Source organism: Capilliphycus salinus ALCB114379 (assembly GCF_047276495.1).
Lineage (GTDB): Bacteria > Cyanobacteriota > Cyanobacteriia > Cyanobacteriales > Microcoleaceae > Capilliphycus > Capilliphycus salinus.
The window spans coordinates 3,777,376-3,798,839 of record NZ_CP178543.1 but is presented as its reverse complement, the minus strand read 5'-3'; the positions used below and the strand labels follow the sequence as shown (position 1 = coordinate 3,798,839).

The 21,464-nt window shown below is 44.3% G+C and carries 11 protein-coding genes; 8 read left to right on the top strand and 3 right to left on the bottom strand.

Annotation, left to right across the window (positions count from 1 at the left end; genetic code table 11):
• Nucleotides 1–124: 124 nt before the first annotated feature.
• The 4 genes from ACL6C3_RS15770 (at nucleotide 125) to ACL6C3_RS15755 (ending at nucleotide 10,138) form a co-directional block, all read left to right on the top strand.
• On the top strand, nucleotides 125–5,032 hold the full coding sequence (locus ACL6C3_RS15770) for an Ig-like domain-containing protein (RefSeq protein ID WP_413168179.1): 4,908 nt from the start codon (nucleotides 125–127) through the stop codon (nucleotides 5,030–5,032).
• Between the two features lie 579 nt (nucleotides 5,033–5,611).
• Nucleotides 5,612–6,178 carry a hypothetical protein gene (locus tag ACL6C3_RS15765; protein WP_413168177.1) on the top strand — a complete coding sequence of 189 codons (567 nt, stop codon included), beginning with the start codon at nucleotides 5,612–5,614 and terminating at the stop codon, nucleotides 6,176–6,178.
• A 209-nt stretch (nucleotides 6,179–6,387) separates the two neighbouring features.
• Nucleotides 6,388–6,753: a DUF2237 family protein gene (locus tag ACL6C3_RS15760; RefSeq protein ID WP_413168176.1), complete on the top strand. Its 366-nt coding sequence runs from the start codon at nucleotides 6,388–6,390 to the stop codon at nucleotides 6,751–6,753.
• A 193-nt stretch (nucleotides 6,754–6,946) separates the two neighbouring features.
• Nucleotides 6,947–10,138 (top strand): PAS domain S-box protein, encoded by a 3,192-nt coding sequence (locus ACL6C3_RS15755; RefSeq protein ID WP_413168175.1) that lies wholly within the window; start codon nucleotides 6,947–6,949, stop codon nucleotides 10,136–10,138.
• Here the strand turns inward: ACL6C3_RS15755 and ACL6C3_RS15750 are convergent.
• On the bottom strand, nucleotides 10,135–11,331 hold the full coding sequence (locus ACL6C3_RS15750) for an FtsW/RodA/SpoVE family cell cycle protein (RefSeq protein ID WP_413168174.1): 1,197 nt from the start codon (nucleotides 11,329–11,331) through the stop codon (nucleotides 10,135–10,137). The two genes, ACL6C3_RS15755 and ACL6C3_RS15750, sit on opposite strands and share 4 nt — an antisense overlap.
• A 168-nt stretch (nucleotides 11,332–11,499) precedes the next feature.
• Here ACL6C3_RS15750 and ACL6C3_RS15745 point away from each other — a divergent pair, with 168 nt between their 5' ends.
• On the top strand, nucleotides 11,500–13,152 hold the full coding sequence (locus ACL6C3_RS15745; RefSeq protein WP_413168172.1) for an ABC1 kinase family protein: 1,653 nt from the start codon (nucleotides 11,500–11,502) through the stop codon (nucleotides 13,150–13,152).
• A gap of 468 nt (nucleotides 13,153–13,620) precedes the next feature.
• Nucleotides 13,621–14,670 (top strand): DMT family transporter, encoded by a 1,050-nt coding sequence (locus ACL6C3_RS15740; RefSeq protein ID WP_413168171.1) that lies wholly within the window; start codon nucleotides 13,621–13,623, stop codon nucleotides 14,668–14,670.
• A 277-nt stretch (nucleotides 14,671–14,947) separates the two neighbouring features.
• Here the strand turns inward: ACL6C3_RS15740 and ACL6C3_RS15735 are convergent, their stop codons facing one another.
• Complete coding sequence (locus ACL6C3_RS15735) at nucleotides 14,948–18,100, bottom strand: efflux RND transporter permease subunit (RefSeq protein ID WP_413168170.1); 3,153 nt, start codon at nucleotides 18,098–18,100, stop codon at nucleotides 14,948–14,950.
• Nucleotides 18,101–18,341: 241 nt separating this feature from the next.
• Nucleotides 18,342–18,986 carry a cobalt transporter gene (locus ACL6C3_RS15730; protein WP_413168169.1) on the bottom strand — a complete coding sequence of 215 codons (645 nt, stop codon included), beginning with the start codon at nucleotides 18,984–18,986 and terminating at the stop codon, nucleotides 18,342–18,344.
• Nucleotides 18,987–19,120: 134 nt separating this feature from the next.
• On the opposite strand from ACL6C3_RS15730, the gene rppA reads away from it, so the two are divergent.
• Together rppA and rppB are read left to right on the top strand one after the other, a co-directional pair.
• A complete protein-coding gene (rppA, locus tag ACL6C3_RS15725) occupies nucleotides 19,121–19,822 on the top strand; it encodes a two-component system response regulator RppA (RefSeq protein ID WP_413168168.1) in 702 nt (233 codons plus the stop codon).
• Between the two features lie 153 nt (nucleotides 19,823–19,975).
• The gene (gene rppB / locus ACL6C3_RS15720) at nucleotides 19,976–21,370 is read left to right on the top strand and encodes a two-component system sensor histidine kinase RppB (RefSeq protein WP_413168167.1); all 1,395 of its coding nucleotides are present in this window, start codon (nucleotides 19,976–19,978) and stop codon (nucleotides 21,368–21,370) included.
• Nucleotides 21,371–21,464: the final 94 nt, after the last annotated feature.

Below are 21,464 nucleotides of genomic sequence, written 5' to 3'. Positions count from 1 at the left end.
TTTCCCCTTCCTCTTGCCCCTTTCCCCTTCCTCTTGCCCCTTTCCCCTTCCCCTTTCCCCTTTTCCCTTTCCCAAGATTGCCTCCTGCCTTGATTTTTAAACTATTATAAAAGGAGTTAAAATTATGACCTCTACAGGTGTTGGTGTTCCCGAAACTTCTGCCCCAGTTGCACGACGAGTACAACCGAGTAACCGATTAATATCTACGGGTGAAATTGCTGTTCTTGTTCCGACAGATACACCCGGTATTGTTCAGAGTATTAGTCCAGAAGGATTAGGGTTTGGAACCTTAGTCGAACAAGCCGGAAACTTGGTCTTTGTTCCCAATGAAACGTGGTTAGAAGCGGTATCTGTTGAAACCGGGACGGTCATTATTTTAGTCCCTCTAGAAGATGGCGGTTTTGAAACGGTTGATGGCGATGCGGGAGAGGTTACACCGGGGCCTGCGGGTTCGTTTTTGTTTACTCCCGATGACTTTGAACCCCCCGAACCGGAACCGGAACCGGAACCGGAACCGGAACCGGAACCCGAACCCGAACCCGAACCCGAACCCGAACCCGAACCCACACCCGACCCCTCACCCGACGACAGCGACGACTCCGAGGACGAAGACTCCGAGGACGATCAGGACGACGAGGACGACGAGGACGAAGACACCCCCTCACCTGACCCCGAACCCGAAGAACCTGAATTTATTTCTATTCAAGGCGCCGGGGTGGGAACCGAAGACGGCGACTCCATTTTAGGGAGTAATTTCAATGACAATATTTCCGCACTAGAAGGCGATGATACCGTTTTTGGTTTAGCCGGAGATGATATTCTCGCCGGGAATGGGGGTGATGATGTTATTAACGGAAATCAGGGTAATGATGGTATTCAAGGCGGTGAAGGGATAGACTGTCTGCGAGGGGGTCAAAATGATGATCTGATCTTGGGAGATGGAGGCGATGACTCTCTATTTGGCGATAAAGACTCCGATACTCTGCTTGGGGGAGTTGGCGCCGATAGTATGTATGGCGGTCAGAGTAATGATAGTTTAAATGGCGGTCTTGGCGATGATGTTGTTTTAGGCGACAAGGGGAATGATACCGTTATTGGCGGTGAGGGAGTTGATTCTGTTTTCGGGGGTGATGATCAGGATATCTTGTTTGGAAACTCCGGGACGGATCTCCTCGATGGCGGTATTGGCGATGATCAGCTTTATGGCGGTCAAGATGATGATAGTGCGATCGGTGGCGAGGGTAATGATATTATTTTTGGCGATATCGGAAATGATACCGCTTTTGGAGGATCGGGGAACGATCAAGTTCTCGGAAATCAGGGTGATGATGTTCTCAGTGGTGATATTGGCGCCGATGCGGTTTTTGGCGGTCAAGGCGAAGATATTTTAAATGGGGGTAAAGGTCCTGATACTTTATCGGGGGATTTGGGTAATGATCTGTTAGTTGGCGATCGCGGTGCCGATGTTCTCATCGGTGGGGAAGGAAGCGATATTTTCTCTATCGGTTTAGTATTAACTCAGTCTGAGTCCGGCGCCAGTATTGTCATCGGAACCACAGGCGGTCAAACCATCGAACAGGCTGATATTATTACCGATTTTAATCCGGGTGTTGACCAAATTGGGTTAACCGGTGGGCTTGTTTTTGAAGATTTATCAATAGAAGGACAGAATGGTAATACGGTTCTGATTGATAAGAATACCGGGGAATTTTTGGCGGTTCTTCAAAATGTTAGTGTTGAAAACTTCACCAATACTGAGTTGATTGAAAACCCAAATAGTCCCATCACACCCGACCCAGACCCAGACCCGGGAACCGACCCAGACCCGGGAACTGACCCAGACCCAGACCCAGGAACTGACCCAGACCCGGGAACTGACCCAGACCCAGACCCAGACCCAGACCCAGACCCAGACCCAGACCCAGGAACTGACCCAGACCCAGACCCAGACCCAGACCCAGACCCGGGAACTGACCCAGACCCAGACCCAGACCCGGGAACTGACCCCGATCCGGGAACCGATCCAGACCCAGGTCCGACGCCCGCCCCTTCTCCGGGTCCGACGCCCGCCCCTTCTCCGGGTCCGACGCCCGCCCCTTCTCCGGCGCCCACACCTCCTCCGGCACCGAGTCCAACACCGAATACAAACCCTCCAGAAGTCAGCGATGATACCTTAACGGGAACACAAAATGATTCGTTGACTATCAGTACAACTCAACTGTTGGATAATGATTCAGCAGCCGGTGGACTGTTCGATCTTTTGACGATTAATCGGGTTGAGAACCCCACAGAAAATGGCGGAACGGTTACAATTAATGGTCAGTCGTTAATTTATACGCCGCCTGAAGGTTTTTCGGGTGTTGATTCGTTTACTTATACAGCCGTTGATAGCACGGGTCAAACGGGAACTGCAACCGTTTTTGTTAACGTTGAGGTGGATAATGAACCGCCCGATTTAGACCTTGATGGAACAGCGGAGGGAACCAATTTAACCACTACATTTACTGTCGGAGAGTCTGCGGTTTCTATCGGAAATCAAGTCGAGATTACCGACCAGGATAATACGAATTTAGTCTCGGCAACGGTGACGCTCACAAACGCTCAAGATGACAGTGAAACCCTCGCTTTTACGGGTGCTTTACCGAGCGGAATTACTGTTGGTAATTTTAATCCGGAAACCGGACAAATTACGTTAACGGGTACGGCACCTCTCGCCACTTATGCGGGCGCAATTAGCCAAATTGTCTACAATAATACTGCGGAAATTCCTGATACAACTGACCGTATTATTGACGTGGTTGTTAATGATGGAATTGAGAATAGTGAGATCGCGACTGCAACGGTACGGGTTAATTTTACACCGCAGTTAGACTTGGATACAACCGCAGAAGGAACAGGTTTTAACGCCAGTTTTACCGAGGGGGATACTGGGGTTAATCTTGCCAATTCTGTTAGTATTTCTGATTTGAATAATCCCAATTTAGAATCGGCGACTCTTGCGATTACAAATCGGCTAGATGGAGATGCTGAAAGTTTATCAATTAGTGGAACTTTACCCGCTCAAATTACTTCCAATTTGAACACGTCTACGGGTATTCTTTCGCTGACCGGTAGCGCACCGCTAGAAGATTATCAAACAGCACTTGAACAAATTGTTTACCAAAATACCTCGGAAAATCCAAGCGATGAAATTCGTTTAATTGAGGTAACAGTGAGTGATGGTTTGAGTAGTAGCAGTGCGGTTACAAATCTTGAGATTATTCCGGTTAATGATCCGCCGGAACTTGACCTCGATACCACCGCAACCAATACCGACTTTACCAATACCTTTACCGAAGATGGAGGCGGGGTTAATATTGCTAATTCGGGAAATGTTGGTATTGTCGATCCCGATGATACTAATATTGATTCGGCGACCGTTACTTTGACGAACATTGTAGATGGTACGAATGATGTTTTGTTGGTTGATGGCGCGTTATCCGGTGGAATTACTGCTAATTACAACAGTGAAACCGGGATTTTAGATTTAACCGGATCGGCAACGTTAGAGGAGTATCAAACCGCCCTCGGTCAAGTGGTTTATAACAACCTCTCTCAAAATCCCAACACCACAACCCGCACTATTGAAGTGTCTTTGAATGATGGTGAACTCAGTAGCAATACGGCGACTTCAAACATTAATGTTGTGGCGGTTAATGACCCGCCTTTCTTGGATGTAGACACGACTACAGAGGGTACAAACTTCGCTACTATTTTTACAACGGGTGGAACGGGGACAGCCGTTGTTAACGTTGGAAGTACCAGTATTGTTGACCCGGATGATACGAATATTGAGTCAGCAACAGTGACGTTAGTTAATCCTTTAGATGGTGAAAATGAGAGTCTATCTGTGAGCGGATTACCTTCCGGTGTGACTCGAAATTATGATACCTCTACGGGGGTTTTGAGTATTACCGGAAGTGCAACTTTAGCACAGTATGAGGCAATTTTGGGACGGGTTATTTATGAGAATGAAGATCCCGATCCCGATTTAAGCGATCGCACCGTTCAATTGGTTTTGAATGATGGCGAACTCAACAGCAATACTGCAACAACGCTGGTGGAAATTAACCGTCCTCCGATAGCTACTGATGAGGGTACTTTTGTTACGAATAACAGAGATCCTTTCATCATTGATGTTCTCGCAAATGATAGCGATCCTGATAGCGATCCGTTAACAATTACTTCGATAACCGGTGTCGGTACAAACGACGTAACTACCGATGGTACCCTGATACAATATATTCGGGTCGGTACTCGTGGATTCGGTCAGTTTACATACACAATTAGTGATGGTCGGGGTGGAATAGATACCGCTCAGGTTGGAGTGACAGTAGAAAATTTTTCTAATGACAATGCTCAATCTTTTTCCGGAAGAACTCTCAGCGATAACCTCAATGGTTTGGGTGGAAATGACACTTTAGTTGGTCTAGAAGGAAACGATACTTTAAGCGGAGATAACGATGATGATAGCATTCTTGGAGGTGTTGGAAATGATTTCCTTCAAGGTGGCTTCAACTCCGATCCTGGTCAAGATGAGGTAGTCTTTGGAGACACCTTAGTTGGTGGAGAAGGAAGCGATACCTTCTTTTATCAATTGGAAGCAGAGGTCTTTGATAGTAACGGAGTCAGTAGTACATTGGGGGACTTGATTGGAGATTTCGCCACTGGCGTTGACAAGCTTGTTTTTACTCGCCGCGCAGATGAAAACGGGGGTTTCAATTTTGTCTCCCCTGATAGTCCTAGCGCGAGTGAATTGATCAATTTAGAGCCTTCTCAAGTCTATTTAGCCAGTCCTGGAACTAATGTCAACACTGAAAATATTGTGGTTGCAGAAATCAATACGGGGGTTCTGGTTTATCAGCGCAACTCCGGTCTGTTGCAGTACGATGCTGATGGTTTTGGCCCACTTCCTGCTACTGATGTTGCTCGCTTTCCGCTAGTAGATGGACTAGGCCCTGACTTGTCCCAGTCTGACATTATCTTTATCTAATCATAATCCTCTACTGATAGAGAGCAATATTGATTGAAAATTAGAGAGTGGGTGTTCAGCAACGCCCACTTTATTTATTGTTAACTTGTGAGTAAGTTTCTCTGACAGGATAGGCGATCGCCAAATCAAATTTGTCCCGGTTCCACCGGGTATAATCCCCCTAACCATCGCATTAAATTCTCTTTTCCCCATTCCCGAAGTACCCACTCAGGCGAAGATATCCCTAAGTATAATTCTCGATTGACACCGACAGCACAACCCCCAAAAGTCAATCAAACATATCTATGAGAAAAACCTTGATTTTCATTAGAGATGATCTTATAATTGTTATAGTTTGTTATAGTGTTAAACAAATAACAAATATTTCGCAAAAGCTTTTCTCTGTTCCAGAATTGTGGCGGTTTTAGTTCTGGAACAAAGTTTATGGACGTTTTAATTTTGAACAGGAATCACTCCAGATTATTCAGGATATTTCCGAGAGTGCATTATCCTTAAACATCAATAGATTTTTGAGAATAATTATCCTGAATGTCAGGGGGCATCGTTGAAAACCGATCAAAAGACGAACAAACTTTAACTATGGCTGTCCAGTCTCAACCCCTGAATCAAACCTCATTAACCCTCCTTTCTGATGTTTATTCAACATCTGAAACTGTACGATTAAATATGGCGGAGCAGTTCTCCCAACTGCAAATTGATATCCAACAATTAATGGATACAATCTCTAAATTGGAGACGCCTTCTGTGTTTCAACCTCCGCACCGACTCATGCCTTTAGAGGAGCGTTTGCAACTGCATTTTCAGTCTATCAAAGCTGAAAAAGAACGGGTCAAAAACCTAATAAAAGCAAAGGAAACTTTAGCTTTCAAACAAGAGGAACTCAAAAAACTCGAACCAGAAATTAACCAACGCAAACTCGAAGCCAGCGCCGCTTTAAAACGATTAGAATTATTAGCCGAGGCGGTTAAACAAACCGAAAATGCTTATTCTCAAGCGATGGAGGAATTTAAAGCCACCGCTCAACAGGCTCATCAAGCGCTCGTCGAAGCCTATGGTCAACAGGGTGATTTTATGCTAGAAACGGAGGTAACACCCCAATACTTAGCTTGGCGCGAATCCCTTCCTCAACTCACCCCCAGTTCCTAAATTTCCTATACTTAAACAGATCAAATGTCGGGACTTATACAGTTCGGAATTCTCAACAATTTCCCGATGTGTAAGTCCTTAAAATTTGCTTTTCTACAAATCAAATATTAGAACAAGCAAAACTTACCTTTTGAAAATGAATTGTCATCCCTACAAATTTTTGATTAGTGTTAAACTGCTAAAAGCAATTCAATTTCAAGAACGAGGTTATGTCTGCAACAAATGTATTGGGGAATAAACTAGAAGTCTGTTGTACCTCTCCGATGACGGGATTTTATCGGGATGGCGTGTGTAATACCGGTTCGGGTGATGTCGGCGCTCATGTGGTTTGCGCTCAAGTGACATCGGAATTTTTAGAGTTTTCCCGCTCCCGAGGAAATGATTTGATGACACCCAATCCTATGTTTAATTTTCCCGGTTTGAAACCTGGGGATTGTTGGTGTTTGTGTGCTTTGCGTTGGAAAGAAGCTTTAGATGCGGGAGTGGCGCCACCGGTACGCTTAGAATCAACTCACGCCCTCGCATTAGAATATGTCTCTTTAGAAGAACTAAAAGCTCATGCTGTTGATGGTTAAATGCTAACAAGTTAACCTCTGTTTTGAGACTGAGTAGAACGAAATTCCAACGTTCTGCTGGTCTTTATTGTTTTAATTTTACCGAATTTTTTGTCATTTCATCGTGATTTTAACTTTTTTTAATAAAATCAACTTACAAAATCCCCAGATGTCGATCCGAAATCTACTCTTATTCTCTTTGATTTGTCAGACCTTGGCGACATCATTACTATTTTTTTATCTGCAAAAATTAATTCTTGAAAAAAAAATTACTCTGGGCGTTTATCAATGGACTGTTATCTATTTTGTAGCCTTATTGATAGCGGTACTGATAGCGATTTTAACCTCTAATTTTATTTCTAAACCTTTAAATAAACTTCGTCAAGCGATCTCGGCGATCGCGGAGGGAAAATTAGACAATAATCAAGAAAGTTTTCAAGGATTTAAAATCAAAGAAATTCAACGATTGGCGAATTCTTGTTTTCAAATTACTAACCAGTTAACAACTTTATCTGAACGGCTAGAACAAACCAATCAAGATTTAGAATTCATCATCAATCAAAAAACAGCTAATCTACAATTATCCGAAAAAAAATTCAAAAAAGCCTTTCAAAATTTACCCTTAGCAATCAAACTCAGTTCTCCAAAAGATGGGAAAATTATAGATGTCAATGAAAGTTTTATTCGACTAACTGGCTATTCAAAATCAGAAGTGATTAGCCGAAGTAGTCTGGAGTTAAATCTTTGGAATAATCATCAAGATCGCGCTCGAATTATTCAACAATTAAAACATCATAAAAGAATTGAAAATCAAGAACTGCAATGGCGGACAAAAACGGGTAAACTGATTGATATCGAACTATTTGGAGAATGGATTGACTTCGGTGGAGAGCCTCGAATTTTACTGGTTGCTTCAGATATTACCCAACGTCAGCAAGCCCAAAAAGAGCGAGAATTGCGTCAGGTGCATTTGCAATTTCAACAAGTGGTGATGATGGAATTATTTCAATGTCCAGATATTCACAATGGAAATTTGCAAGCCGCACTACAAACTATCACTCAAATTGCTGCTCATACCTTAAATATTAGCCGAGTTGGAATTTGGTTTTATAATCAGGAACGCTCTCAAATTCGTTGCGTTAACTTGTACGAACTCTTACTGCGCCAACATTCTCAAGGTCAAGAAATTTATTTTTCTGAGGATTCAACTTACTTGAAAACGATTGAAAGTGAACAATTGATTGCGGTTGAAAATACTCAAATCGATTTCAGAACTCAAGAGTTATGCGATCCTTATCTCATCCCCAATGGAATCACATCAATGTTAGATGTTCCCATTTGTTCGGGGGGTAAAATAGTCGGAATTATCTGCTTAGAACAGATTGGAACTCCGCGAACTTGGCAGTTAGAAGAACAAAACTTTGCGGCTTATTTAGCCTATATAACATCTCTGGCGCTAGAAACTCGCGATCGTGCTAAAGCTGAAACCGCATTAAGACAGAGTGAAGAAAGATTCCGTCAACTTGCAGAAAATATCGAAAGCATTTTTTGGATGATCGATCCTCACCAACAGCAAGCCATTTATGTGTCACCGGCTTATGAAAAAATCTGGGGTCGTTGTCGCCAAAAACTTTATCGTCAACCCCTCTCTTATCTCGCCGAAGGAATTCATCCAGAAGATCGACAGTCTGCTTTGAAAAAAATGACTGAAAAATTCCAATCCAATCAGGAATTAGAATATCGAATTATTCGACCAGACGGTAACATTCGCTGGATACGCGATCGCTCTTTTCCCATTCGCAATGAAACCGGAGAAATCTATCGAGTCGCCGGAATTGCCGAAGACATTACCTCGCGGAAAGAAGCAGAAAGTATACTTCAGCATCGGGTCGAACTCGAACAACTTGTTACCAGTATTTCCACCCAATTTATTAACCTCAATGCTGACGAAATTGACAGCGGAATTCAAGCCGCTTTACAGCGATTGGTTAGGTTTATGCAAGTGGATTGCTGTTATCTGTTTTTACTCTCAGAAGACGGCAAACAAATCCGCAATACTCATCAATGGTGTGCAACTCAAATCGAACCCAAATGTCATTACTTACAAAATTTTGAGGTGGAATATTTCCCCTATTTTCTCGAAAAACTGAGAAACTTTGAAGTGCTAAATATTGCTAATATTGCCGATCTTCCCGAAGCCGCAAGTCGAGAAAAAACCACCTGGATGAAACAATCAATCCAATCTATTCTTTGCGTTCCGATGGTCTCTCGGAGTCAACTTTTTGGGTTTGTAGAATTTGATGCCATTCGTCAGCCCAAAACCTGGACGGAAGCCAGTATTAGCATTCTCAAATTAATCGGAGAGATTTTTGTTTCTGCTTTAGAACGTCAACGGGTTGAGGAAACATTGCGACTGACTCAATTTGGAGTAGATCGGGCTATTGATGCCGTGTTTTGGGTTGATAAAAATGCCCGTTTTTTCTATGTCAATGAAGCCGCTTGTCAGTCTTTAGAATATTCCCAAGAAAAACTGCTAAAAATGACAGTTCACGATATCGATCCGGACTTTCCGCTAGAAGTTTGGTCGGAACATTGGCAGCAGCTTCAAGCCCAAGGTTCGATGACATTTGAAACTCGCCATCGGACGGCGAGCGGTCGGATTTTTCCGGTTGAAATTACCGCAAATCATCTCATCTTTGGAACCCAAGAGTTTAATTTTTGCTTTGTCCGAGATATTAGCGAACGCAAACAAGCTGAAGAACAAATGCAAGCTTCACTAAAAGAAAAAGAAGTCTTGTTACGGGAAATTCATCACCGGGTAAAAAACAATCTTTATATTATTTCCAACTTGCTCGATTTACAATCAGATGTTATTGAAGATGAAAATTTACTGGCGTTGTTTTCCGATAGTCAAACCCGCATTCAAAGCATGGCATTAATTCACGAACAACTGTATCAAGCCACAGATTTAGGACAAGTTAACTTTGGGGATTATATTCATCGCTTAGTTGAAAATCTCTTTTTTTCCTTGGGTGATACTCAAGGTTTAGTCAAATCTGTTGTTGATGTAGAACCGATTCAAATTAACTTAGAAACGGCCATTCCCTGCGGTTTATTAATTAACGAATTGATCACCAACGCCTTAAAACACGCTTTTCCTGATGGTCGTCCCGGAGAAGTTTATGTAGAATTTTACCAAGATTTAGAACAAAAACTTCACTTAACAGTTCGAGATAATGGTGTGGGAATTTCACCGGATATCGACTGGGAAAATTCCCCAACATTAGGACTAAAACTCGTGCAGATTTTATCGAAACAATTGAGAGCAAATTTTAACATAAATTCCAGTGGGGGAACCTGTATCGAGTTAATTTTCTCTCAATTGAAGTACAAATCTAGATTTTAACGCCTGCGAGAAATGGTTCTTCGTCGCCGAGGTTCAGAAGGGAATTTTTCGAGGGGAACGACTTCGGCGATATTACTTTCACGGGCGACTCGAATTAACAAAGCCGCCAAAGCTAAACTCGCAATCATCGAACTTCCACCGTAACTAAATAAAGGTAAAGGTAAACCCGTCGTCGGTAACGCACCCGTCGCCACCCCAATATTTAAAATCGACTGACCCACCATAACAACCATCACCCCAATTGCCACCAATTGATGTTCAATTTGACGGGCATTTAAAGCAACTCTCAAGGAAATTGTAGCATAACAGCCCAACAACAAAAGCAGTAAAAGACCACCTAAAAAACCGAATTCCTCAGCGTAAACCGCAAAGATAAAATCACTATATTGAATCGGCAAATAAAACAGCTTTTGTTGAGACAAACCCAACCCCGTACCCCAAACACCGCCCGAACCGACCGCCAACAAACTTTGAATCAGTTGATATCCATTATTCATCGGGTCAGCCCAAGGATTTAAAAAAGACAAAACCCGAAGTTTTTGATAATCGTTAATACTAATACTAATTGTTGCCAAAAGTATCCCCCCTACAGCCGTTCCCCCGAGATAAAGTAAAGGTAATCCGGCGGCCAACGCAATCAACCAAAGCGTCATCCCACACAGGGCGGTTGTACTGAGATTCGGTTGAGTTAAAATCGTCAACAAAATCAGGGAAAAAATCCCCAACCAAACCAGTCTATCTTTCCAAGGGAGGCGGTTCCATTGAGCAAAAAATCGAGAACTTTGTAGCACCAAAAAAGGCTTCATCAACTCGGACGGCTGCAACAACGCAGGCCCAATAGAAATCCAACGGGTCGCCCCGTTAATTGTCGTTCCCAAACCGGGAATTAACGTTAAAATCAGCAACCCCAAAACCGAAAACAAACCTATTTTTGCCGTTCTTAAAATCGAAGGAATCGGAGTGGCTACAATCACATTAAACCCCACCATTCCCACCAGCATCCAAAGCACCTGTCTTTTAAAATAATACAGTCCATCTCCCTGTTCAACATTGGCAATGGGATAAGATGCAGAAAAAACCACCACCAACCCCACACTTAGCCACAAAAAGGTTAACCACCGCAACAGGCGGGCTTCCATCGACCATTGTTCAACAGTGGGATCAAAAAAAGGAATTAGGTATCGCCAGTTCATAGAAGTCCGTTGAGTCCTAAAATTACCAAATTCGGTGTAGCGACCAGAGGATGTTCATCCAATAATCCCCCTTTAGGAGGAAATAATAGAAAAAATCATCTGGTGTCTATCTAATTTTAAAACAATTACAATATATTAAAAATAGAACAGTACCACCAAAAAGGCATCGTGATCTCTAACCTTGCTCAAACCAGTTCTCGCCAAGCCCAAATTGCTGAAGTTGTGTTCCGCAACGGTTGGGATTATATGCGACGTCTGCTGACGGGCGGCCAACCCGATCAACCCAATTTACCAACACCTGCGGTCCTTCGCAATATTTTAATTGAATTAGGCCCGGTTTACGTCAAGTTAGGGCAGTTACTCAGCACTCGCCCCGACATTTTACCCGCAGATTACATTGATACCCTATCGACTTTACAAGCGCAAGTTCCGCCCGTACCCTGGCTAGAAGTAGAAGGCCTGCTGCGACAGGAGTTGCAACAGCCGGTAGAAAATGTATTTGCTGAAATTAATACCCAAGCCGTCGCTGCCGGTTCGATTGCTCAGACCTATCGTGCTACTCTTAAAAGTGGTCAAGAAGTCGCCGTTAAAGTTCAGCGTCCCGGTATTGACAAAGTAATTGAAAAAGATATTGCTATTCTCCGAGGGTTGGGAGAATTAGTCGCTTTAACCGACTTTGGCGAAGATTATGATATTGTTGCCTTAGCCGATGAATTTGGCAATGCACTCCGAGCCGAATTAGACTTTACCAAAGAAGCTCATCATACCGAAAGCTTACGGCAAAATTTATCCGAAAGTCGTTGGTTTGATTCGGAGAAAATTATGGTTCCCAAAGTCTATTGGGAGATGACAACCCCGAAGGTATTAGTCTTAGAATGGCTGGTGGGAAAACCGATTTTAACCGCGAAAATAGAAGGCAAAAATTATAACGGAGATGCCAATGCCGAACGCCAAGATATTAGTACCTTAGTTTGTCGGGCATTCTTTAAACAATTTTATATTGATGGCTTTTTTCATGCCGATCCTCATCCCGGCAATATATTCTATCTTGATGATGGTCGGGTTGCTTTACTCGACTGTGGAATGGTCGGCCGTCTTGACCCCCGCAGCCAACGCATTTTAACAGAACTTCTGCTTGCTATTGTCGATCTCGACGCCCAACGTTGTACTCAATTAACCCTAAAAATTGCCGAGTCCGCCCGTCCTCCGAGTTTGGCAAAGGTGGAAAATCAATATGCTACAATGCTGCGGAAATATTATAATTTAAGCCTGTCCGAAATTAAATTTTCTGAGGTCTTTTATGAGATTTTAGCCCTGGCGAGGGAAAATAAAATTAAACTTCCCAGCAATTTGGGATTGTATTCTAAAACTCTGGCTAATTTAGAAGGAGTCGCCCGAACGTTCGATCCGCAGTTGAATTTGTTGGAAGAAATTAAGCCGTTAATGACGGATTTGTTTCAGCGTCAATTGTTCGGAGATAATCCTTTAGAAACCGTTTTGAGGACTGCTTTAGATGTGAAAAGTTTATCCTTGCAGTCTCCCCGCCAAGTCGAACAATTATTGGATCGAATTACCTCCGAAACCTTAAAATGGAATATCACAATACGGGATTTAGATCCCCTGCGTCGCAGTTTGGATGATTCGGCTAACCGACTTTCTTTTAGTATTGTGGTTGCGGCTTTAATTATCGGGGCGGCTATTGTCACCACCGGCGCCCAAACTCCCCAAGTCACCATTTTAACCAACGCTTTGTTTGGGGTTGCCAGTTTCTTTGGGCTGTGGTTAATTATTAGTATATTGCGATCGGGACGCTTGAAATAGCGATTAAATAGAAACAATTAGAACCCGATACAATCAAAACTTTTGTAGGGGCGGGTTCTGAAAAAATCTATATTTCCAAGCAATAACTTATATAAACCCGCCCCCTAATTGATGAGATACCAGTCAAAAACCCGGTTTCTTTAATAATACACATCGCCGATTTTAGGAAGCCGTAGAAGAAACCGGGTTTTTTAGTTTAATTTATATAAACCCGCCCGCCTAATTGATCAGCTACAAGCCAACAACCCGGTTTATTTAATAATACAAATCGCCGATTTTAGGGAACCGTAGCAGAAACCGGGTTTTTTTAGTCCCTATCAGTCATATGCACGGAAATATTTAACAATTTCCTATAATAATTTTTAACATAGAATCTGCCAAAAGAAAGTTACCAAAATTACAACAATCGAGATAAATTGACTCGGGAATCGATTATTTTAGGAAACTTTCTGTAAAAATTCACCATCCATGTCTCATCTGTGGAATAAAGGAATTAAGCATCTCAGGCGACTCCCAAGCTGGTTTTATTTGTGGTTGGCTGTGGTTATATTTGGTTCCGCCAACGCCGTAACACGCCGGTTAGTTCAACTGGGTCAAGAAAACTTTACCAAGGGTGAAAACCCGATATCATTCTCTAACGTTCTGTTTGTCGGGAATTTGTGTGCATTACTCATTTTAACATTTATCTATCAACAGGAATTAAAATTCCGAAATTTTCGTCATCTTTCCCGAAAAAATTGGCTGTGTTTGTTGGCGGTTGGTGTGCTGGCGGGGGCGGTCGGTCCGGGATTTATTTTTGAAGCTTTATCCCGAACCAATGTTACAAACGTGGTGTTACTCAGTCGCTTGGAACCGCCTTTAGTATTGGCTTTTTCCGTGTGGCTGTTATCCGAAAAAGTTAATAGTTTGCAAGTTTTGGGCGGTATTCTTTCCGTTGGCGGAGTCGTGAGTATTTTTGTTCTAGAAACGCTGTGGAGTCAGCAAACAACCGGACAATTTTTCAGTTTGGGAGTTGGGGAAATACTCGCCGCATCTGCCGCTTTTGCTTTGGCAGTTTCTAGAATTATCAGCAAACAAACTTTGCCCGATATTCAAACGGGTTTGTATACCGTCATGCGAACAGTTATCGGAACAATTGTGTTCTTTTTTGCCGCTTCTATTCTTTATCGCGGAAATCAGTTTTCCGATTTATTTTCGCCCTTTTTGTGGGGATGGATGCTAATTTACGGGGCGATTATTGTCGCTCTCGGACAGTCGGCTTGGTACACGGGAGTTAACTCGGCTTCCGGGGTACAAATTTCTATTGCAAGTTCATTTACTCCTGTTGCTGGCGTGTTAGCCGCATTTTTAATCTTGGGGGAAGTTCCCTCAACCGCCCAATTAATCGGGGGAACAATTGTTTTAATTGGAATTGCAATTAGTCAAATTGGAGTGCATAAAAAACGTTCGCGAGAAGCCAAACAGCAGGAAATAAAAACCCACGAACTTGAAAGCGACATCGGATTTAAGGGCTGCTAATTTATGGAAATTTACGATTGTTTCTTGAGAACAATATGAAATTTAAAAGTTCTAGCAAATCGAGAAAATTTTAATAATTTCCTATGGGTTATTGTTTCTAGTTCTAATATTACGTCCGGTTGATTAATGGGTGTTGTGGGGGCGGGGCGGGTTTAAACAGTGAACTGTTACCAGTGTTTTCAGTTATCAGTCAACTCTCAAGAGTGAACACTGATAATTGATTACTGTAAACTGTAAACTGTAAACTGTAATGAACCCGCCCCTACATGATAGGTTATCAAACGGATGATTTTTTGGCGGTATTTACGGGAAAATTTGTGCGAACGGTGTTGCTTTTTTGTTTGGGCATTAACCACTTACCAAACTGACTATAAAGCGCGGGAATAACCAACAACGTTAACGCCGTAGACGTCACTAAACCGCCCAAAACAACAATCGCCAACGGTTGTAAAATCTCATTTCCCGCACCCGTGGCGATCGCTAAAGGTAACATTCCCAAAGCCGAAGTTAAAGCCGTCATCAAGATGGCGTTCACCCGTTCCAAAGAACCGCTAACAATCACATCTTTGAGGTGCATTCCTTGAGCAAATTTATTGTTGTAATTATCGACTAGCAATAACCCGTTGCGAACCGCCACCCCAAACAGCGTAATAAAACCGATCAGAGAAGCAACAGAAATCACGCCTCCCGTCACTAAAATCGAGACAATACCGCCCACCAACGCCAACGGTAAATTAATCATAATCGCAATTGTTGCGGGAAGCGATTTAACAGAAAAAAACATCAACACCGCAATCACAAACGCCGCCAAAATGCTATAAATCAGTAGGTTATTGGTCGCATTTTGTTCGGCTTCAAACTGACCGCCATACTGAATAAAATAACCCTTTGGCAGTTGAACATTCTGTTTAATTGCAGCTTGAATATCGCCAACCACACTCCCCAAATCCCGCTCAGAAACATTAGCAGAAACCACAATTAACCGGGAAACATCCTCGCGATTTACAACATTTGCCCCCATGCCATATTCAACCTCGGCAACCTCGCTCAGAGGAATAATTTGACCCGTCGGAGTCGAAATTGGAACCCCACGAATAGCATCCAAACTATTACGATCATCCTCAGTTAAAGAAACAGAAATATCGATAAGTTGCTGGTTTTCTGGAACTTGCGAAACCACCCGACCGTTAAGCGCCGTTTCCACAATCTCCGATAATTGTTCCATCGTCAACCCATAAATTGCTGCCGATCTACGATTGTATTTAATCTGCACCTGGCGGATGGGTAATTGCGGTTCTAGCTGCAAATCTACAACCCCAGAAATTGGCTTAATCGCATCTCGAACCTGTTCGCCAATTGCGCGGAGTTCTGCCAAATCCGGCCCAAAAATTTTCACCGCAATCGCGCTTCTCACCCCCGATAAAACCTCGTCCATCCGGTGAGAAATAAACCCGCCAATATTGGGGGCAACCCCCGGTAATTTTAAAAATGTTTCTCGCAGTTTCTTAACGCTTTCTTCGCGATTTTTGAGCGCAATATCGCTGAGTTCGACATCAACATGAGCCATATTTACCCCCGCCCCATCCGCATCGCCGGGAGTTCGACCCGCCCGCACTTGCACCCATTCATAAAGGGGATTATCTTGGAGTAAATTCGATAACGTTATCCCCGCCCGGTTCGTCATATCCAGAGAAACCCCCGGATACAATACCATTGAATTGACCAGCGATTTCTCTTGAAATTCGGGCAGAAATACCCGCCCCAAAGAGGGAACGATCGCGCAAGTTCCAACCAACGCAGCCAACGCCATTGCTAATATAATTTGAGGCGATCGTAGCGACACATTCAACAGAGGACGATACAAACGTTCCGCCCAACGGGAAATAAACGTGCCTTCTTGGGGCAAAGTTTCATTAGCCAATAAAATCGCACAAAGCGCCGGGGAAAGCGTCATCGCCACCAACGTAGACGCGCAGATCGACAACAAATAAGCCAACCCCATCGGCGCAAAAATTCGCCCTTCCACGCCCGTTAAACTAAAAATAGGGGCGAAAACCACAACAATAATTACCGTCGAAAAAATCACCGCCAAACGCACTTCAACAGAAGTATCATAAACCACCTGAAAAGGGTGTTTTGGATTGCCCTCGGCCTGATTGGTTCTCAGTCCCCGATAACAGTTTTCCATATCTACGATCGCATCATCAACCACCGATCCGATCGCCACCACCAAACCGCCCAAAGTCATCGTGTTAATGCCCAAACCCAGGGCTTTCATAAACATTAACCCGACCAATAAAGAAAGGGGAATGGCGCTCAAAGTAATAGCAGCGGTCCGCCAATTCATCAAAAATAGCAGCATAATTACCGACACAATAATGATGCCTTGAACCAGAGAACCGCTAACATTCCGAATGGCAGAATCAATAAAATTAGACTGGCGAAAAGTGCGGACAATTTGCACGTCGGGGGGAAACGTTGGCCGCAACGATGCCATCACCGCTTCGACGGCTTTGGTAACAGTTGGAGTATCCACATCGGGCTGTTTATTAATCATCAAAACAACCGCAGGTTGCCCGTTAAAACTGGCATCCCCCCGCTTGAGGGCCGCACCGGTTTTCACCTCCGCCACGTCTTCCAACAAAATCGGGATGCCGTTTTGCACCTTCACCACCGACTGCTGCAAGTCTTCGATGGAGTTCACCTGTCCGATCCCCCGCACCAAAAGTTCCTGGCCGCCACCAATGAGAAAACCGCCCGGAGCGTTTGAATTTGCGCCCCCGGCGGCGTCGGTGACTTCGGTTAGGGAAACGTCCAGCGATCGCAATTTTGCCGGATCGACCAACACCTGTTCTTGGCGTTCGTCGCCCCCGTAAATGGTCACTTGAGAGACTCCCGGCACCGACAGAATTTGATTGCTGAGGGTCACTTCCACCAGCCGGCGCAGATCCATCGGGGACGTTTGCCCCGCTTCGTTGACCGTGAAAGCGTACTGCAATATCGTGCCGAGGGGGGATACCAAAGGCGAAATTTCCGGGGGATGTGCGGCCTCTGGTAGCTGGTTGGTGACTTGTTGGAGGCGCTCCGTAACCGCCTGACGCGCTTTGTAAATGTCGGCATTTTGGTCAAACACCACCTGGACCATCGACAGCCCCACTTTGGAAGACGATCGCACTGTTGTTACACCCGGTAAACCATTGACGGCGCTTTCAATGGGTACGGTAATTTGGGTTTCGACTTCTTCCGGCGCCAGTCCCACCGCTTCGGTTTGAATATCGACTTGCGGGGGTGCAAATTCGGGGAACACGTCTAGGGGCATTTGGCTGACGCTGATAACCCCCCAAACGGTAACGAATATCGCACCCGCAACGATCAGCCAGCGGTGGGCGATCGAAGTTTTGAGTGTGTTGTTGAGTATTGAATTTAGCATTGAAATCGTCGGAGAAAGTTCAACGGAATAGCGAAAATCGATCCCCCCTTGATCCCCCCCAACCCCCCTTAAAAAGGGGGGTGGCGTGAGCGGGGGGATTCCCTTAAAAAGGGGGGTGGCGTGAGCGGGGGGATTCCCTTAAAAAGGGGGGTGGCGTGAGCGGGGGGATACGCCTGACGGCACGCTACGCGAACGTCAAAAGTTACATGATTAGAAAGAAATGGTATGACTGTTCACTGTTTTAAAGGTCGCCTTTTTTGTTGCGGTTGCCCATAACGGCGAATGCTCCAACCACAAGTGCTACTCCTCCGCCCAATGCTGCTAAAATTCCCATTGGGAACCCGCCAGATTCTTGAGTGGTTTCGCCAGACTGCAAGGCAACGTTATCAGAGATCTCTTCAATTTCGGTTATTTCCGGGGCTGGTGTCTCATCGGTTTGTTGATCGATCGCCTCCGGACTGGCTGCGACATCAACAGTTTGGGTTTTGCGGGATTCGGCGTAAAGCGACAAACTCCCCTGAGTAACAAGCTGTTCCCCAACGGATAATCCTTCGGTAACTTCAATCAATTCGCCTTCGGTGGCGCCGGTCGTCACGGGAACCGGTTCATAGAAATTTTCGTACTGCACAAAAACAAGCTGTTTGCCATCCGAGTCAACTAATGCCGTTGCGGGAACCATCACCCCGTTTCCATCTGCTGTAGCTTGTTCGATGGGGTTGACAACAATCCCCAACATTGAATCGGTTTCGGGATTAACCTGGACCCGTTCGATCCCGCCTTCGGCTTGAAATTCGTCTCCGTGTCCGACATGGGCCAGCACAAGGTTGGGGGTAGTCACTGCCAAACCGATAGTCAGAATAGAACTAATAATAGCGATAGTTTTCATACTGCCTCCTCACAAATTCACAAAACTGTGCAACCGAATCAGAATTTTCCCCAGTTTGCCAGAGGCGGGATGAAATTCGGGTGAAATCGAAGCAAGTTCGATAAAATTTAGCTCGTGAGGGTTGTTTTGGGATAATGCGAATTTTGTTGGCAGAAGATGAAACCGATTTGGGACTGGCTGTTAAACAAGTTTTGGTCAGTGAAAAATACGTCGTTGACTGGGTAACTGATGGGACTCAAGCCTGGGATTACCTGGAAAGTCAGTGGACAGATTACACCGTCGCCATCTTTGACTGGCTGCTTCCGGGTTTGTCGGGGTTGGAGTTGTGTCAGCGTCTGAGACTGCATCAAAACCCCTTGCCGGTGTTGATGCTGACGGCGTTGGGACAGGCGGAAAACCGGGTTAAAGGGCTGGATGCGGGGGCGGATGATTACCTCGTTAAACCGTTTGTGATGGAAGAATTATTAGCAAGACTGCGGGCGCTTCAAAGGCGATCGCCCCAGTTGCAACCGCCTTCGCTGACTATTGGTACATTTAGCCTCGATTATGGCAATAATGCCCTGTGTATTGGGCGATCCGAACCCTATCAAACGATTCCGTTAACGGTTAAGGAGTTTCAAATTCTGGCTTATTTAATGCAAAATCGCGATCGCATTATTCCCGGAAGCAAAATTCGCCACCAACTTTGGGATCTCAACGAGGAACCGATCAGCAATGTTGTCGCGGCACAAATGCGGTTATTGAGACGAAAATTAGCCAGTTACGGGTGCGATTGTCCGATTGAAACGATTCCCGGTCAGGGCTATCGATTTAATACGTCATTGATTGAATATTGAATGATGAATTATCAGTTATCAATTATCCATTATCAGTTATCAATTATCCATTATCAATTATCCATTATCCATTATCCATTATCCATTATCCATCATCCTGTAAATTTAAGAGGGCGCAAGCAAGAGCGCCCCTACGGTTGCCTCTTGCCTATTATGAACACTCACAAACTTTTTCGCCGCAGTCGGATCAGGTTGGCGCTTTGGTATGCGGTTGTGATGGGAGTTATTTTAAGCCTGTCCGGGTTGGGGATGTATCGGGCGTTAATTCGGTCGAATTGGAAGGCTTTGGAACGGGAAATCGAATCAATTGCCGGAACGCTTCACGATAGTCTTGAACCCATGTTACCCGCTTCTGGCGATCCGGTTGTTATTTTACAGCAAATTTTTCCCGAATTGTGTTTATCCGGGCAATCTTGTCACGTCAGCGCGAGTTTAATTCGGCGGCATACAATCGGAATTAGCGATCGCAGCACCTATTATATTCGACTGTTTGATTATCGGGGAAAACTTTTGGCGTTTTCGCCCAATCAACCCGCCCAAATTCCCAACCGTTTAAATTCGACGTCGTGGCAAACAATTCGGGCATCTGATGGCGCACGTTACCGCCAGTTTACCACAATTCTGCACGGGGCGGATGTTAATTTTGCCGAGAATAATTCGACCTCCTGGGGTTATCTACAAATTGGGCGAACGCTGGCATCTTTTGACGCGGAAACGAGAAGAATTAACATAATTTTGGCGGTCGGGTTTCCGATCGCATTGGGTTTGGTTGCGGCTTCTAGTTGGTGGCTTTCTGGGTTGGCAATGCAGCCAATTTATCAATCTTATCAGCAGCAGCAACAGTTTACAGCAAACGCCGCCCACGAATTGCGATCGCCCCTCGCCAGTCTTTTAGCAACGGTAGAAGCGCTCTTGCGGGTTCCGCCGTCGGAGCGAGAAAATATTAATATGATGTTGGATACTATCGAGCGCCAAGGAAGGCGTTTGAGCAATTTAATTTCGGATTTATTATTACTCAGCAGTCTCGAACAAAATACCGTTTCAAAACCGTTTCAAGTTTGCTGTCTGAACGACTTAATTTGTGATTTATCAGAAGAATTTTTAGAACTGGCGATCGCCTCCAATATTCAGCTTTATAGTTCTGTTCCTGAACATCTAATTTATGTTCTCGGAAACGAACAGCAACTTTATCGATTAGTCTCCAATTTAATAGCGAATGCGATTCAATATACTCCTTCGGGCGGTTCCGTTAGAATTGATTTAAAACAGCATGATTTAACGGCAGTTATCGCGGTAAAAGATACTGGAATCGGGATTCCACCCGGCGAAAAATCCCGCATTTTTGAACGGTTTTATCGGGTTGATAGCGATCGCTCCCGCAAAACGGGGGGAACCGGTTTGGGATTGGCAATTGTACGGGCGATCGCCCAAGTTCACAAGGCACAGTTGAGCGTTGAAAGTGAACCGGGTCGGGGTAGTATTTTTACATTGCAGTTAGCTATTCATGCTTTTAAAGCCGATTCTAGCCAGATAAAATTACCCAATTAATCCTCTATTTGATCACAAATTACCTAAAAAAATTGGTTTCTTATATCAAATCCGGTTATATAATCAACGAAGAACAGACACCCGACCCATATCA

Coding starts and splice junctions, on each gene's coding strand:
- ACL6C3_RS15770 (WP_413168179.1), top strand. CDS start 125: ATGACCTCTACAGGTGTTGGTGTTCCCGAAACTTCTGCCCCAGTTGCA.
- ACL6C3_RS15765 (WP_413168177.1), top strand. CDS start 5,612: ATGGCTGTCCAGTCTCAACCCCTGAATCAAACCTCATTAACCCTCCTT.
- ACL6C3_RS15760 (WP_413168176.1), top strand. CDS start 6,388: ATGTCTGCAACAAATGTATTGGGGAATAAACTAGAAGTCTGTTGTACC.
- ACL6C3_RS15750 (WP_413168174.1), bottom strand. CDS start 11,331: ATGAACTGGCGATACCTAATTCCTTTTTTTGATCCCACTGTTGAACAA.
- ACL6C3_RS15740 (WP_413168171.1), top strand. CDS start 13,621: ATGTCTCATCTGTGGAATAAAGGAATTAAGCATCTCAGGCGACTCCCA.
- ACL6C3_RS15735 (WP_413168170.1), bottom strand. CDS start 18,100: ATGCTAAATTCAATACTCAACAACACACTCAAAACTTCGATCGCCCAC.
- ACL6C3_RS15730 (WP_413168169.1), bottom strand. CDS start 18,986: ATGAAAACTATCGCTATTATTAGTTCTATTCTGACTATCGGTTTGGCA.
- rppA (WP_413168168.1), top strand. CDS start 19,121: ATGCGAATTTTGTTGGCAGAAGATGAAACCGATTTGGGACTGGCTGTT.
- rppB (WP_413168167.1), top strand. CDS start 19,976: ATGAACACTCACAAACTTTTTCGCCGCAGTCGGATCAGGTTGGCGCTT.